This is a genomic window from Breoghania corrubedonensis (assembly GCF_003053845.1).
Taxonomy (GTDB): domain Bacteria; phylum Pseudomonadota; class Alphaproteobacteria; order Rhizobiales; family Stappiaceae; genus Breoghania; species Breoghania corrubedonensis.
The window spans coordinates 69388-85191 of record NZ_QAYG01000010.1 but is presented as its reverse complement, the minus strand read 5'-3'; the positions used below and the strand labels follow the sequence as shown (position 1 = coordinate 85191).

At 62.2% G+C, this 15804-nt stretch carries 13 protein-coding genes; 8 read left to right on the top strand and 5 right to left on the bottom strand.

Annotated elements, in window-relative coordinates; translation table 11 throughout:
* The first annotated feature begins 112 nt into the window (after positions 1-112).
* From C8N35_RS19900 to C8N35_RS19880, 5 genes are all read left to right on the top strand, one after another.
* Positions 113-2680 carry an ABC transporter ATP-binding protein/permease gene (locus C8N35_RS19900; protein ID WP_210203620.1) on the top strand — a complete coding sequence of 856 codons (2568 nt, stop codon included), beginning with the start codon at positions 113-115 and terminating at the stop codon, positions 2678-2680.
* Between the two features lie 232 nt (positions 2681-2912).
* Positions 2913-3380 (top strand): cyclic nucleotide-binding domain-containing protein, encoded by a 468-nt coding sequence (locus tag C8N35_RS19895; protein ID WP_107991483.1) that lies wholly within the window; start codon positions 2913-2915, stop codon positions 3378-3380.
* Between the two features lie 483 nt (positions 3381-3863).
* The gene (locus tag C8N35_RS19890) at positions 3864-4685 is read left to right on the top strand and encodes an MBL fold metallo-hydrolase (RefSeq protein WP_245926873.1); all 822 of its coding nucleotides are present in this window, start codon (positions 3864-3866) and stop codon (positions 4683-4685) included.
* 236 nt (positions 4686-4921) lie between these two features.
* A complete protein-coding gene (locus C8N35_RS19885; protein WP_210203619.1) occupies positions 4922-6283 on the top strand; it encodes an adenylate/guanylate cyclase domain-containing protein in 1362 nt (453 codons plus the stop codon).
* A gap of 80 nt (positions 6284-6363) precedes the next feature.
* Complete coding sequence (locus C8N35_RS19880) at positions 6364-7131, top strand: SDR family NAD(P)-dependent oxidoreductase (protein ID WP_107991480.1); 768 nt, start codon at positions 6364-6366, stop codon at positions 7129-7131.
* Positions 7132-7288: 157 nt separating this feature from the next.
* Here C8N35_RS19880 and C8N35_RS19875 read toward each other — a convergent pair whose 3' ends face one another.
* Positions 7289-8098 (bottom strand): LytTR family DNA-binding domain-containing protein, encoded by an 810-nt coding sequence (locus tag C8N35_RS19875; protein WP_170122189.1) that lies wholly within the window; start codon positions 8096-8098, stop codon positions 7289-7291.
* A 112-nt stretch (positions 8099-8210) separates the two neighbouring features.
* Between C8N35_RS19875 and C8N35_RS19870 the strand changes: the two genes are divergently transcribed.
* Entirely contained in the window at positions 8211-8729 is a 519-nt protein-coding gene (locus C8N35_RS19870; RefSeq protein ID WP_107991478.1) for a DUF6622 family protein, read from the top strand.
* 42 nt (positions 8730-8771) lie between these two features.
* Here C8N35_RS19870 and C8N35_RS19865 read toward each other — a convergent pair whose 3' ends face one another.
* Positions 8772-10952, bottom strand: coding sequence for an anthranilate synthase (locus C8N35_RS19865; protein WP_107991477.1), 2181 nt, complete (start codon positions 10950-10952; stop codon positions 8772-8774).
* Positions 10953-11333: 381 nt separating this feature from the next.
* On the opposite strand from C8N35_RS19865, the gene C8N35_RS19860 reads away from it, so the two are divergent.
* On the top strand, positions 11334-11519 hold the full coding sequence (locus C8N35_RS19860) for an AtzG-like protein (RefSeq protein WP_170122188.1): 186 nt from the start codon (positions 11334-11336) through the stop codon (positions 11517-11519).
* Positions 11520-11522: 3 nt separating this feature from the next.
* A complete protein-coding gene (locus C8N35_RS19855; RefSeq protein WP_107991475.1) occupies positions 11523-12926 on the top strand; it encodes an AtzE family amidohydrolase in 1404 nt (467 codons plus the stop codon).
* A gap of 43 nt (positions 12927-12969) precedes the next feature.
* Here the strand turns inward: C8N35_RS19855 and C8N35_RS19850 are convergent, their stop codons facing one another.
* The 3 genes from C8N35_RS19850 to C8N35_RS19840 are packed head-to-tail and all read right to left on the bottom strand — an operon-like array spanning position 12970 to position 15588.
* A complete protein-coding gene (locus C8N35_RS19850; RefSeq protein ID WP_107991474.1) occupies positions 12970-13917 on the bottom strand; it encodes an ROK family protein in 948 nt (315 codons plus the stop codon).
* 2 nt (positions 13918-13919) lie between these two features.
* Positions 13920-14627, bottom strand: coding sequence for a class II aldolase/adducin family protein (locus tag C8N35_RS19845; protein WP_107991473.1), 708 nt, complete (start codon positions 14625-14627; stop codon positions 13920-13922).
* 46 nt (positions 14628-14673) lie between these two features.
* Positions 14674-15588 carry a pirin family protein gene (locus C8N35_RS19840; RefSeq protein WP_107991472.1) on the bottom strand — a complete coding sequence of 305 codons (915 nt, stop codon included), beginning with the start codon at positions 15586-15588 and terminating at the stop codon, positions 14674-14676.
* Positions 15589-15804 lie beyond the last annotated feature (216 nt).

Here is a 15804-nt window from a genome sequence, read left to right as displayed (position 1 = left end):
TCGATCGTGCCGAAATCCGGCGAAAACTACTATTTATTTCTAGGTTGCACCTATGGAAAGCAGTCTGTTCCGCTTCATTTGGAACTACAGCAAAAGGCAGCAGGTCGTGATCATGTTGATCACGACACTCTCTTTCCCGCTGCTCTATATCATGCTTGAATTGCCAAAGCTCATTGTGAACGATGCCATTCAAGGAAAAAGCTTCCCGCGCAATGTGGCCGGATTCGATCTGGATCAGATCCCATATCTGCTTGTTTTATGCTTCGCTTTTCTTGGGCTTGTTATTCTCAACAATGGCGTAAAGTACACGCTCAACGTCTACAAGGGGCTGACGGGCGAGCGGATGCTGCGGCGGCTGCGTTACGAGCTGTTCCAGCGCGTCTTGCGGTTTCGTCTGCCGCAGTTCCGTCGGGTCTCATCGAGCGAGATCATTCCGATGATCACGTCGGAGGTTGAGGACCTTGGCGGGTTCATCGGCGATGCGATTGCCGTTCCGGCGTTTCAGGGCGGTACGCTGCTGGTCTATCTCTCCTTCATATTCGTGCAGGATCCGCTTCTCGGCCTTGCGGCGGTCGCGCTCTACCCGGTTCAGGGATACCTGATCCCGAAGCTGCAGCGCCGGGTGGTCGTGCTGGCGCGCCAGCGGGTACGTAACGTGCGCTCCATTGCCGACAGGGTGGGCGAGGGTATCAACGGCGTGAACGAAATTCACGCCAACGACACCTCCGCGTGGCATCTGGCGGATCTGTCAAACCGGTTGCACACCAATTTCACGATCCGCTACGAGATCTTCAAGCGCAAGTATATGATCAAGTTCATCAATAACTTGATCAACCAGCTCACTCCCTTCTTTTTCTATTCCATCGGCGGATATCTGGTCATCCAGGGCAATATCAGCTTCGGTGCCCTGGTGGCGGTGCTGGCGGCCTACAAGGATCTGGCCGGCCCCTGGAAGGAACTCCTTGCCTACTACCAGACCCAGGCCGATTGCAGCGTCAAGTACCAGACCGTGATCGAGAACTTCGATCTGCCTGATCTCTATCCGTTGGAGCGGCTGACGAGCGACGAAGTGGTGAAACTGGCTGGACCGCTCGCCATGACCTCCGTCTCGTTCTCCGAAGGGGGTGGCCGTCCCGAGGCGCAGGCGGTGACGATGGAAGTGCCGCTAGGCGCCCATTGTGCGGTCGTTGGAGACGATCGGTCCGGGCGATCGGAGGTTCTGCTGCTCGCCGCGGGATTGCTCACGCCCGATAGCGGCCGGGTGGAGATCGGTGGACGCAACATTGACGCTCTGGCCGCGGCCACTCTGGGCAGGCTCATCGGATATGTTGCCTCAGGAGCGCACATCTTCTCCGGTACATTGCGGGACAATCTCTACTACGGCCTGCGCCATCGCCCCGTGACCGTTGCCGAAGCGGTGGAAGGCGCGCTCCCCGACATTGCTTACCGTCGCACGGAGGCTGAGGTAACGTCGAATTCCCCGTTCGACGTATCCGCCGAATGGGAGGACTATCGGGCTGCGGGCGCCGTTGATCGGGAGACCCTGGAGCAGAGCGCCATCGATGTTCTGTCGAAAGTCGGACTTGATGACGATGTCTATCGGATGGGGCTCCAGGCGCGTCTCGACGGCCATGCGGCCTTGAAAGACCGCATGCTGGGACTGCGTGCGGCGATCGGTGAGCGGGTGAAATCCGATCCGAAACTCGGGGACCTGGTCGAGTTGTGGGACATTGACCGCTTCAATCGAAGCGCTTCGGTCGCCGAAAACCTGCTTTTTGGCCTGCCCGCAGACCCTTCGGTCTCCATCGGTCAGATCCCCCAGAACGAACGCTTCATAGCGTTTCTGAAGCAGAGCGGACTGCACCCGGAACTCGTTTCCATAGGCCGCAAGACGGCTGAAACCATGGTTGAGCTCTTTGGAAGCCTGTCTGCGGAATCAAGCCTTCAGGAGAGCTTCTCTTTCATCGGTTCCGACCAGATGCCGGATGTCGAGCGCATCCTGCGCAAGGGCGCTTCGGGCGACGGCGAACTGCCCGATGCGGACGCGCGACTGCTCATCGGCATCGCCTTGAAGATTGTGCCCGCCAAGCATCGTCTCGGGGTGGTCGATGAGGAAGTCGAGGCGAAGATCGTGCAGGCTCGGAAAGCCTTCCACGAGCGGGTCGGCACCGCGAGCGGAAAGTTCGTGCTGTTCGATCGCGGCGCCTGGGTGACCCCGCTCTCTATTGAGGACAACCTCATTTTCGGCAAGCCGCGCGGCGATCGGCGCGATGCGCGCGAGAGGATCGAGTTCTTCATCGGCAAGATGGTCGACGAAATGGAATTGCGCGAGCCAATCCTCAAGGCCGGTCTGGATTACAATGTTGGTGTCGCCGGCTCGCGGCTGACCGGCAGTCAGAGAGAGAAAGTCGCTCTTGCCCGCGCCTTGCTGAAAAAACCCTATATTCTCATTGTCGACGGGCCAGCGAGTGGCGCCAATACCCACGACCGGACGCTGCGTGACGCGATCCGCGATGCGATGGAGGGACGAACCCTTCTTTTCGGCTGCGATGATCCCCAGGTCGGATCGGAGTTCGAGTTTAGCGTGACCTTGAACAACGGGCGCGTGGAGGATCTGAACGCTCCGCAGTGGCCGCGCATCGAGGAAGCGGAACCGCTGACACAAGGAAGTCTGCAATGAGGCGGCGGACTGCATCGCGAATGCCTGTAGTTCGATGTCTCAATCGGGGATACTCCTCGGTACGCATGTATGGTTCGGCCCGACAGGCAACGCCAATGAGAGCCGATTGGTTGGGTTGTCTGGATGATCAGGTATCACTCAAATGCGAAACGGCCGTTCTTGAACCCGGGGCCTCCGGACGGAAGCGATCTGGTCGGCAACCGGTTCTCACTGGTCGACAAGAGGTCTGCCCATGACGATAGATAGTGAAGTAGACACCTTGTGCAGGGTTCCCCTGTTCAAGGGAATCGACGCCAAGAAGTTGAGGTTGCTCGCTTTCATTAGCGAGCGAACCTGCTTCCGCTCCGGCGAGCACTTGTGCAGCCAGGGCGAGCGCGGCGATAGCGCCTTCATCATCCTCAAGGGCGAGGCGGACGTCGTGGTGACGACGGAAAGCGGCGAGCAGGTCGTCGCTCAGGTCGGTGCCAACGATATCGTCGGCGAAATCGCAATTCTGTGCGATGTGCCACGCACCGCCTCGCTGGTCGCCGTTTCGGATATGGATGTCCTGACAATTTCCAAGGAGAGTTTCCTTAAGTTGTTGAAGGAATTCCCGGAAATGGCGTTGGAGGTTATGCGTGCGCTGGCGCAGCGACTGGAGAAGACGACGCGCGACCTCAGTACTGCGACCGCAATTCTGGCCGATCAGGCCGCCGGGTAGACCGTGCAGCACGCGTCGGCTCCGCGCGCTGGCTCACATAAACGGCAAATGGCGGCTTTCCCTTCAGATGTCTCATGCGGGAACGCCCGGGGTGTGATCCCGATCACAGACTTGTTGCATCGCGATGCTAGTATACGCATGCTTCAAATGGATAATGATACGGTTGGTTCGTTGCCCACCCTGTCGGGAAAAGTGTTTCCGGCGCACAGGCGGGGACCAGACGTTACTGAGGGGAGTGCCCTGCCCGACGGGCGCTTTCGGAGCGGAACGGGGCGCCCTTGCCCAGTTCATTGGGGAGACCGGGGCGCAAAAGGCAAAACTTGAATTTGTCACAGCAGCCGATTTGGGCTCTTGTGACAAGATCAGGGGGCAGCGACTTCGCAGTCGGAGATCGCTGCCCGATAGGGACGTGTGACGGGGCGTGTGGATACCGAAGGGGCCATGAGCCGCTCGAGATCTGCGGTCAGGCAGGAGTTTGCCGCATTGGCGCGTGAATTTTCCTTGCGTTTCTGGGGCGTGCGTGGCTCTACGCCAACACCCGGTTCAGAGACGTTGCGTTACGGGGGGGAGACCACCTCTCTGGAGATTCGCGCTGGTGACAGGGTCATTCTGGTTGATTGCGGATCGGGCGCGCGCAAGCTTGGGCGCTCTATTGTCGAACACCAGCAGCGCGACATTGATCTTTTGTTCACGCACACGCATCTCGATCACATTTGCGGACTGCCGTTCTTCCAGCCCGCCTATGACGCGGGTTTCCAGGTGCGCTGCTGGGCCGGACATTTCGCCAACAAATGCTGCCTGCTGGAGGTGATCGGACGCATCATGTCGCCGCCGATCTTTCCGGTCGCCGCCGAGACGCTGAAGGCGGTGACCTTCGAAACCTTTGGCGCAGGCGACGAATGGTCATTGGGTGACGTGAAGATCGCGACCACGAGGCTGAACCATCCCGGCGGGGCCTGTGGCTACAGGCTCACCTTCGAGGGACGTTCCATCGCGATCATCACCGATCACGAGCATGGCGACCCCGCGATCGATCAGGCTGTCGCGGCTTTTGTGCGCGATGTGGACGTCATGGTCTATGACGCCATGTATTGCGACAATGAACTGCCGAAGTTCCGCGGCTGGGGGCATTCCACCTGGCAGGAGGCGTTGCGGCTGGCAGAGAAGGCGGGCGTGAAGCGGCCGGTGATCTTTCATCACGATCCGGCACGCGACGATGATGCGCTCGACCGGATCGCGGCAGAGGTGTCGGTCCGTCATCCGGGCGGACGTGTTGCGGTTCAAGGCGAGACGATCGTACTTTAGGCGATACGGTTTAACGGGGCGTACAAACCCGCCTTTCATTGCCACAAACCAGTTTTCGGGGGCGGGACTTCAGGGGCGCCCTCGTAAAAGATCCTAAAACAACAGCGAGAACACCCTGGGTCTGAACAGGAAGCGGACGCAAATCGTGGCCCGCGAACAAAGCACGGGGTGCCATCATGGCGCTGGTCCCGAGACTGTTTCGCAAACAAGCGATTCCCGAGACGATTCCAACGCGAATGGCGGAGGAGATTGTTCGACGCGATGCGGCCGCCGAACGTCTGATCGGCTGGGTACAGCTCGGTGTCGTCCTGTTTTTCGCGCTTCTCTATTCGATCGCACCGCGCGCGGAAGGAGCCTCGGGTTTCAATTTCGTTCCCTGGGCCCTTGGCGTCTATTTTCTGTTCACGGTCTGGCGGCTCGGCCTGTCCTATCGGCGCGAATTGCCCGGCTGGGCGCTCAATGTGTCCATTGTCGCCGACATGCTACTGCTCGTCGGTATCATCTTTTCCTTCCACATCCAGTACAACCAGCATCCGACCTTCTATCTGAAGGCGCCGACCGTGATGTACATGTTCCTGTTCATTGCCTTGCGCGCGCTCAGGCTCGATCCGCGCTTTGTGCTGACCGCGGGTTTTGTCGCGGCTCTGGGATGGGTTGGACTTGTCGGCTATGCGGTCATGGCCGATCCCGAGCACATGCTGGTGACCCGCAATTACGTGCGCTATCTCACGTCCAATTCGATCCTGATCGGTGCCGAGCTCGACAAGCTGATCATAATTCTCGCCGTAACGTTGCTTCTCGCCTTCGGACTGTCGCGCGCTAGAGGCATCTTCTTCGAGGCGATCCGCAATCATCTGGCGGCCAGCGACCTCAAGCGCTTCTTCGCGCCCGAGGTCGCGCGCACGATCATCAATGGCAATACCGAGGTTGAGGTGGGGCAGGGCATGGTCGTTGAAGCCGCTGTGCTCATGGTCGACGTCCGCGGCTTTTCCCAGGCCGCGGCTCAACTGCCCCCCGAAGCGGTGATGCGCATTCTGGGGTGCTATCAGGCATGTGCGGTGCCGGTCATCCAGCGTCGGGGCGGACGGATCGACAAGTTCCTTGGTGACGGCATTCTCGCAACCTTCGGCGCGATCGCCCCTTCCCAGAGCTATGCCGCCGATGCGCTGGCCGCCGCAATAGAGGTTGTCGCAGTGGTCAACGCCGCGCAATCCGATTTCGCGGAAGCGGGTTGGCCGGGAAAGCTGCGCATTGGTGTGGCGGTTGCGTCCGGGTCTCTGACCATCGGCATCGTCGGGGTTGCCGACCGACTGGAATATACCGTGATAGGGCGGCCTGTGAACCTTGCGGCCAAGCTGGAGGACGCCAACAAGGTGTTCGATACTTGCGCCATCGCCGCCGCTGATACCTATGAGCTTGCCTTGAATCAGGGGGTCCGGATAAAGGCGATGGAGGTGCGGCGGAACGTGACCATTGCCGGTCTCGACAAACCTATAGACGTCGCGTTGCTGGTTCGCGGCGAAGGCGCGCCGATCATGGTCGAACCATCCGGCTCTTCCAGCACCGCATTGACGATGTCGCGCGACGGCATGGCTTGACCCTGCGTCGTTGACCTGCAAGCTGTCGGTGGATTCACAATCCGGCCGGCCGGTCGGATTCTCTTTCCGGGAGGATATAGATGCAGTTGGATGGTTCGCTCGCCGCAGTGGTAACCGGCGGGGCTTCTGGTCTGGGCGCGGCAACGGGGAAGATGCTGGCGCAAGCCGGCGTCAAGGTCACCCTGTTCGACCTGAACGAGGAACAGGGAAGGAAAACCGCCGCCGACATCGGCGCGGAATTCGTGAAAGTGGACGTCTCCAGCGAGGAAAGCGTCGTTGCAGGCTTTGCCGCGGCCCGCGCATCCCACGGGCAGGAACGTATCCTGGTCAATTGCGCCGGCATCGGCCCGGCGGCAAAGACCGTCTCGCGCGGCCAGCCGCATTCGATGGATCTTTTTGAAAAGACCATCGCCATCAATCTTGTCGGCAGCTATCGCTGCATCACACATTCGGCCGCCGGCATGATCACGCTCGATCCGGTGACGGAAGACGGTGGGCGCGGCGTCATGGTGTCGACCGCTTCCGTCGCTGCCTTCGACGGCCAGATCGGACAGGCCGCCTATTCCGCCTCCAAGGGCGGTATCGCCGCCATGACCCTGCCCGTGGCGCGAGATCTGTCTCAGTACGGCATCCGCGTGATGACGATTGCGCCGGGCATTTTCGAAACCCCGATGCTGATGGGCTTGCCGCAGGAGGTTCAGGATAGCCTCGGCAAGCAGGTGCCGTTCCCCTCGCGTCTCGGCAAGCCGGCGGAATATGCCCGGCTTGTGAAGTCGATCTGCGAGAACGACATGCTGAACGGCGAGATCATCCGCCTCGACGGTGCCATCCGCATGGCGCCGCGGTAGCGGGGCCCTAGCCATCTGCGTTCACAATGATAATATCTGAACGTGAACCTTATGCGCAGTGCGAGAGCCTGTTTCGACCGGATCGAAGCCGATCCGGTCGAAAACGTATTCCGTGTATCCGCCCGGGGTCTGTTGCCGGCCTTCTGGCGGGCGCATCCTAAGCCGGTGGACGAGTGTCTTTTCCGTCCACGGGAAAGCCTTCGGCCCGCACCGCGGCAAGACGAGACCGGCTGACGGGAAGGCGTGCGCCATCCTCCATCTCGACCAGCAGGCTGCGGCCCTCGTTGACGAGCCTGTGTACCGCCGTGCGCGCCACCCAGTGGGAGCGGTGGATTTGAAGGCCGTCTTCCTCGGCGAGTTCCTTCAGCGCATCGGAAAAGCGGATCAGCACCAGAGCGTGTCCTTTCCGCGTATAGGCTTCCACATAGTGATCACAGGCGGAAAGCCGAGTGAGGTCCTGTCCGAGTTCGACAGGCAGGCGTTTCACGAACTGCGGCTGCGATGGTTCGACCGAGAGGGGCGTGGGAGCCTTGCTCTCCCCCCGGCTTTCAAACAGTGCGATTGCCAGAGATATCGCGGTCACGATGATGGTGACGCTGACGAGAAGGTCGAGGGTTGCGGATCTGTCCGGCACGGTGCGGTGAGCGATGGCGATCAGGACGAACACCACGCCGAAAACCGCGGGCGACGCGACGAGCCCGGCGAGCGCGAATCTGGGGATGACAGCGAGCCGCCTGCTCAAGATGGTGGATACGAAAACGATCCCGAAGGATGCGACCGTAGAACTGACCACCGCAATCGCAAAGTGCAGAAGCATAAGGGCTGCGGTCTCGCCGATCGGGGCGCTGAAGGAGATATTGCCGGCGAGCGTGACGATGGCCGCAACGGCGACGATCTCCCAGAAACGCGATGATCTCAGGAGCCTGTACCATTTGCGAAACGCGGATTGTGCAGTCGTGTCATTCACGAAACAGAATTCCCCGCTCGCGCAATGGTGCTCGCAAAAGCGCCGCTGATATCCGAGATGTCTCGAAACGCATCCATTCATTCGGGTTCAGCAACGTGAAGGACCAATCGACATGATCATACTTGAAATCATTGCGGGAACGCCAGTTTGGGTCTGGCCCCTTCTGGCCTTTCTGCTTTTTCGCGGGCTCCAGGCGACACGTCCGCGACGTACCGGCATTTCCGCGTCGCTGGTCTTGCCGGTGATCATGCTCTTGATCTCGCTGAGCGGTTCCGGGAGCGCGGCAAGCGGCACAAGCGATCTCGTCTGGATCGTATCGCTCGTCGCGGGTGCGGGGGGCGGTGTGGTTCTGGCGAACCGTATGGCGATCGAGGTCGACCCCGGTCCTCCGGCAACTGTCCTGCTGCCGGGAAGCTGGACCGGCTTCGTCCTGATCGTGGCGATCTTTCTGGTCAACTACGTCATGGGTGTGATGCACGCCATGGATCCCGGTCTTGCTGCCGCGCCAACGACCACCATTGTCCATGCGTTGCTGCGCGGGACATTCAGCGGCGTGTTTCTCGGGCGCGGGTTGGGCGTCTTCTTGCGGGCAAAGACAACGGAGCGCGCGGCTCCGGTTCGGGGCTCGTGACGCGTAAGGTCGCGTGACCCGAGGCTGTCGCCGCACGCGATCTTACGCCACCGCCCGTTCTCTCTTTCGCGCCAGCCCTTCCACCACGTTCAGGATGATCCTGTGGCCGGCTTCCTGGCCGAGCGACATGATCGATTCTGGGTGAAACTGCACCGCCGCGATGGGCTCGCGTGTATGTTCGATCGCCATGACCGTGCCGTCTTCGCTTTCCGAGACCACGCGGAACTCGGCCGGGAGCGTCTCCCGCTTGGCGTGAAGCGAATGGTAACGGCCAACGACGACCGGCGACTGGAGCCCGTGAAAGAGCAGGGAATCCTGTTCAAACCGGACAGCAGACGGCTTGCCATGCATTGGGATGTCGAGCTGGCCGAGCTCTCCGCCAAAGCTCTCCGCAAGTGCTTGCAGGCCGAGGCAGACGCCGAAGATCGGCAGGCCACGAGCCCGCGCCCGGCCGATCGTCGCGGCACAATCGAAATCACGTGGATTGCCGGGACCGGGCGACAGCACAACCAGATCGGGATTGACGTCGTGGAAAACCGCGTCGGCCACCGGCGAGCGGTAGGTGACGACTTCGGCTCCAGTCTGGCGGAAATAGTTGGCCAACGTATGGACGAAGCTGTCCTCATGATCGACCAGCAGGATCTTCAAACCTTCGCCAGGCTGGGGGGCCGCCTGCGCAGCAGCGGCCGGGTGCAGCGCCAGCCCCGCCTCGCGCACGGCCGCGCGCATGGCTTCGGCTTTCAACTCCGTCTCGGCTTCTTCGTCCTCCGGCACGCTGTCGAAGAGCAACGTCGCGCCGGCACGGATCTGCGCCACGCCGTCCTTGATGCGCACAGTCCTGAGCGTGAGGCCGGTGTTCATGTCGCCGTTGAAGAGCACCGCTCCGATGGCGCCGCCGTACCAGGCGCGCGGAGACTTCTCGTGGTTTTCCACGAACTCCATCGCCCAGCGTTTCGGCGCGCCGGTCACCGTCACCGCCCAGGTGTGTGAGAGAAAGGCGTCGAGCGCGTCCATGTCGTCGCGCAGCATGCCCTCGATGTGATCGACCGTATGGATGAGGCGCGAATACAACTCAATCTGCCGCCGCCCTATCATGCGCACCGATCCTGGCACGCAGATGCGCGACTTGTCGTTGCGGTCGACGTCGGAGCACATCGTGAGTTCCGCCTCGTCCTTCTTCGAATTCAGCAGCTTGCGGATCTGCGCCTCGTCCTCGATGGCGTTTCGTCCCCGGCGGATGGTGCCGGAGATCGGACACGTCTCCACCCGACGTCCGCCGGTCACGCGGACATACATTTCCGGCGAGGCGCCGACCAGATATTCGCTATGTCCGAGGTTGATGAAGAAGGCATAGGGGGCGGGATTGATCGCCTGAAGCCGGCGGGCGACCGCCGAGGGCGGATTGGGGCAGGGTTCGTAGAACGTCTGTCCGGGCACGGTTTCGAAAAGGTCGCCGCGCTTGAAGTAGGCCATCGCCTCGCGCACCAGTCCCGCATACTCGCCGGGTTCGTGATCGCCGCGTCCGGGATCCGCGTTCGCCGGCTGGTACGGGGTACTTTCGCCGGAGCGTTCCAGTCCGATGGTTGACTTGCCATCGGTCTCGAACTCGTACTCCAGAACATGCGCCTTGCGGCCGTAGTGATCGACGATGAGGATCTCGTCGGGCAGGTAGAGCACGAGGTCGCGCTGGTCGGCGGGGCGGTCCAGCTTGAGCGTGATCGGCTCGAACTGGAAGCAGAGGTCGTAGCCAAAGGCGCCGTAGAGCCCCAGATGATCATCGGCGCAGGCGAAAAGCTCCGTCAGGGCGCGCACGATGGAGAAGGTGGAAGGCTGGCGTGAACGCTGTTCCTCGGGCAGGAAGCGCGTCGGTTCGGCGATGAGGGCGGCGAACCCGTCGTCGAGGGCCTTTGTCTCCGCGATGTCGGGATGGTTTCCCAGAGCGCGGCCGATCGCGGGCAGGAGCACGTGGCCGCGTTCGTTGAGGGCGCGTACCGTCACCGTGCGGGCACTTGATTCCACGACAAGCGGCGGGTTGACCAGCGCCATGTCCCAGCGCGTGTAGCGGCCCGGGTATTCGTACGAAGAAGAAAACACCGCACCGCGTTCGGTGTCGAGCCGCTCCATCCACTGGCTCGTGCCGGCCTGGTAGTCGGCCTCTCTGATGCCGCGCGTGACAGTGATGCCGCCCGCCGTTTCAAAGCGCTGATCAGCCTTAAGGTTCATTTCCGTTCACTCCTTCTCCGCCGCCATGGATCGCGCAAATCGGAAGGCCGGAAACGACGAGGCCGCCCGAGGGGGGATCCCTGGGCGGCCTCGTCGTCACCGGCATGCGGACATGCGTCGTCGCGGCCACCCTAGGGGCGCCACCACCAACCCGTCATTTCGCACATGTTGATCATGGTGATTGGGATACCCGAAAGCGGAACGGGATGCAACGGCCATGCAAGAAGGGGTGCCCCGGCTTGGGGTAGTCCTTCGCGACGTGACCTTGTCGGTGACGCGCAAGATTGTCGCGGCATCTTCTGTCGCTTCATGCATATGGTGCAGTGACAGATGGCTTTCGCACACGTTAAGCTCACGTCACGTTCGAACCTGGGGTGCGGAATGCAGCAGAAACACGACGTGTCGCAATTGGTTGAGGGACTTGCCGAAACGGTGGGGATTACGGTGCGGCCGCAGTGGCGTGACGGCGTGGGAGCGCATTTCGAGGCAATCGCGAGCGCTGCGGCCGAGGCCGCGACTCTCACGCTCGACGAGGCGGCCGAACCGGCCTGGCATTTCGAGGCCTGATCCATGCATCTCGATCCTCTGCTCGGCACCACCGCCGAAATCATCGAGGCCGTGCGCCTGCGCGAGGTTTCCGCGCTCGACATGGCCAAGCTCGCCATCGCGGCGGCCGAGGCCGTCAATCCGCGTATCAACGCCTTCACCGAGATCACCGCCGAACGGGCGTTGAAGGAGGCGGATACGATCGATACCCGTATAGTGGCTGGCGAGCCCGTGCGCCCGCTTGCAGGCTTGCCCTACGCGGTCAAGAACCTCTTCGATATCGAGGGCGTAACGACCCGGGCGGGATCGAAGATCAACCGGGACAATCCGCCCGCGGTCGCGGATGCGGCGCTGGTGGCTCGGATGAAAGCGGCCGGAGCGCTGCTCATCGGTGCGCTCAACATGGACGAGTATGCCTACGGCTTCACCGGCACAAACGAGCACGATGGCGATGTCCGCAATCCGCATGACCCGCGCCGGATGACCGGCGGCTCGTCGGCCGGGGCGGGAGCCGCGGTTGCTGCCGGCGTGGTGCCGATGGCGCTGGGCTCCGACACCAACGGTTCGATTCGTGTTCCGGCATCGTTTTGCGGCACCTTCGGGTTGAAGGCGACCTACGGCCGGTTCTCGCGCGTGGGAGCGTTTCCGTTCGTCACCAGTTTCGATCATGTCGGGCCGCTTGCCCGTTCCGCGCGCGGGCTTGCCGTCATCCACGACGCAATTGCCGGCTTCGATCCCACAGATCCCGTCTCCGTGCGCCACCCGTTGATGTCCTGCCAGGCGGCGCTGGAAGAAGGGGTAGACGGGTTGCGCATCGCCGTGGCTGGCGGCTGGTTCCGTCAGAATGCGACCGCGCAGGCACTCGCCGCCGTCGACCGCGCCGCGCGCACACTCGGCGTCGAGCGGGATGTGGAACTGCCGGAAACCCGAAAGGCGCGTCTTGCCGCCTATGTGCTGACCGCCTCGGAAGGCGGCGCGCGGCATCTCGGCCGTCTTCGCGAGCGGCCGGAGGATTTCGAGGCGGAAACGCGCAACCGGCTGATTGCGGGAAGTCTCGTTCCCTCCGCCTGGGCGATGCAGGCCCAGCGGGTGCGGCGTTGGTATCACGAGCAGGTGCTGAAGATCTTCGACGAGGTCGATGCGGTCCTGACCCCGACCACGCCGTTCTCCGCCCCCGAATTCGGCACCGAGACGATCTCGATCGATGGCGAGACGCTTCCGCTGGAGCCCAATATCGGCCTCTACACCCAGCCGTTTTCCTTCATCGGGTTGCCGGCTGTCTCCGTCCCGGTCTGGCTGGAGGGTGAAAAGCTTCCCCTTGGCGTCCAGATCGTCACCGCGCCATGGCGCGAGGATATCGCGCTCAGGATTGCAGACGTGCTGGAGCGCGAAGGCGTCGCTGAGGCACGCGTCGCGATGATGGAGTAGCCGCGGAGGGGCCGACCACCGGCATTTGCCATCACCCGGCCGGTTAGCCGCCTTTGAAACCAATGGTCTTGCCACCGCTGACCGGGGAGGGGCTGATCGAAACTTCCTGATCCCATAGCCACGCCGCGCCGCGTACCCCCGATGAGTCCCCGTGCCGAGCCTTGACGATGGGCGTGGACCACACGTCGGCGAAGATATGCGGAGCCACGAGGGCGGGCAGCCGCTCGTAGAGATGCTCGACGTTCGACATGCCTCCGCCGAGCACGACGACGTCGGGATCAAGGATGTCAATCAGCACCGCGAGCGCGCGGGCCAGCCGGTCTGCGTAGCGCATGATCGCCGCGCGTGCCTCGGGTGCGGACGACGTCGCGATCTCCGCGGCCGTGAGCCTGTCGCCAGTGACTGCGAGATAGTCCCGCTCAAGCCCGGAACCGGAGACGAAGGTCTCGATACAGCCTCTGCGGCCGCACCAGCAGTCGGGTCCGGGATACTCTTGCCCGCTCATCCATGGCAGGGGCGTGTGACCGAATTCGCCGGCAATCCCCTGCCGCCCGGAGAGTGCCTGGCCTTTTACGGCGATGCCTGCGCCGCAACCGGTGCCGAGAATCAGCGCCAGCGTCACGTGTGCCCCGGCAGCGGCCCCATCGCGCGCCTCGGAGACCGCGAAACAGTTGGCGTCATTCTCGATTCCCACGGGGCGCGACAGCGCGTGCTCGAGGTCGCGCTTCAACGGTTTGCCGTTGAGCCAGGCCGAGTTGGCATTGCGCACAAGCCCGGTGTGAGGCGACAGGGAGCCGGGGATCCCGACGCCGACCGTGCCTGTCTCGCCGGTTTCCGCCTCAATGCCGGCAACAAGATCGCGCGCCGTGGCGATGCAGGCTTGGTAGTCGTCGCGCGGCGTCGGCACGCGCCGGCGGATTTGTTCCGCACCATCCGCGCCAAGGGCAATGGCCTCGATTTTCGTGCCGCCCCAATCCAGACCGATCCGCATCGTCAGACCTTCTTCACCGACACGTCGAACGCGGCGTGCTCGCCCGGCGCGAAGTCTCGCGGTTGCTTGCCGTAGGTCGTGAATTTCTCCATCACCCGCGCCATTTCCGGTTCGTCGAGAATGACGAGCGGCTTTCCCATCGTTGCCGCCATCTGGGTGGCGAGGAAAAACTGGTGGCACAGTTCCTCCACCTCGCCGGCGAGCCACAGTGCTTTTGTCAGCGTCGCTCCAAACGCGATCTGGCCGTGATTTGCAAGCAGACAGGCCGAGCGCCCCTGAAGCCCTGCGATCATGTTTCGCGACAGTTCCGCGGTCCCGAAGGTGGCGTAGTCGGCGCATCGAAGCGTCGGGCCGCCGGCGACCGCGATCATGTAGTGGAACGGCGGGATGTCCAGCCGCAGACAGGAAAGTGCCGCTGCGTGGCTCGAATGGACGTGGACGATGGCGCCCGCTTCGGGGCGGGCGCGGTAGATATCTAGATGCATGCGCCATTCCGAGGACGGCAACCAGTCGCCTTCATAGGTGCCGTCGAGATCCATCCCGACAATCTGCTCCGGCGTGAGGTCGTCGTAGGGAATACCGGATGGCGTGACGAGGAAGCCTGTTTCGGTGCGCGCCGAGACATTGCCTGAAGTGCCGGTATTGAGCCTGGAGGCATTCATCGCCCGGCAGGTGGCAATAATGGCTTTGCGAAGAGACTGGTCGGACATGTCATGCCTGTCGATTGGCGAGGGGGCGAAGGTGCTCTCTTGCTGCCTATTCTGGCAGTGGAATGAGGTCTTCTTCGTCTCCCGGAACAATATCGAACTTGCCCGCCGCCCACTCCGCCTTGGCCTGCTCGATGCGCTCCTTGGAGGAGGAGACGAAGTTCCACCAGATGTAGCGTCGCCCGTCCATCGGCTCGCCGCCCAGTAGCTGAAAACGGGCGGGCGTCATCGCATTGACGCGCACATTGTCTCCAGATTTGAACACCAGCAGTTGCCCGGGGCCGAACATTTCTCCGGAAATCTCGATTTCTCCGGAAAGCGTGTAGATCGCGCGCTCCTCGTAGCCCGCGTCGATCGGAAGCTGCGCGCCGGGCTCAAGCGAGACATCGGCGTAGAACGTGTCGGAATAGGTGGGGGTAGCGGCCCGTTCGCCGAAGAGTTCACCGATGATCACCCGGACGTTCGTGCCGCCGTCGGACAGAACCGGCAGGTCCGCCTTGTCGATATGGGTGAAGGCTGGCGCCGTCTCTTCCTGCTCCTTCGGCAGTGCGACCCAGGTCTGGATGCCGAATAGTTTCGAGCTTGCCAGGCGAATGCCGGGGGCCGTTCGTTCCGAGTGAACGATACCGCGTCCCGCCGTCATCCAGTTGACGTCGCCCGGACGTATCGCCTGTGACGAACCCAGGCTGTCGCGATGGAAGATCTCGCCTTCATAAAGATAGGTGACGGTGGCGAGCCCAATATGGGGATGGGGGCGCACGTCGAGACCGTGCCCGGTTATGAATTCCGCCGGACCAATCTGATCGAAGAAGATGAAGGGCCCAACCATTCGGCGCCTGGCAGTAGGCAGGGCGCGATGAACCTCGAGCCCGCCGATATCCGCAGTGCGGGGAACGATGATGGTTTCGATCTCTTCACAACATCGGCGATCGCCGCGGCGAGGATCTTCGGGTCGCCTGGACATGATTGTCTCCTTGGTCGTACCTTTCTTTACACTCTTCGATGCGCCTTGCACCTGATTAGTGTGGCTCAGGACGAGGGCGTCGGAAAGGCTGCTGTTGACTGCCTCTGCGTAAAGGGCGGGGTTGCAAACGGACCCTGCTTTCTGGAACAATCGTGTGGCCGGGCAGGCGATGCGGGTGTTTGGAAGGGGGCCGCGTCGAAGGCCGAGCGCTGAACC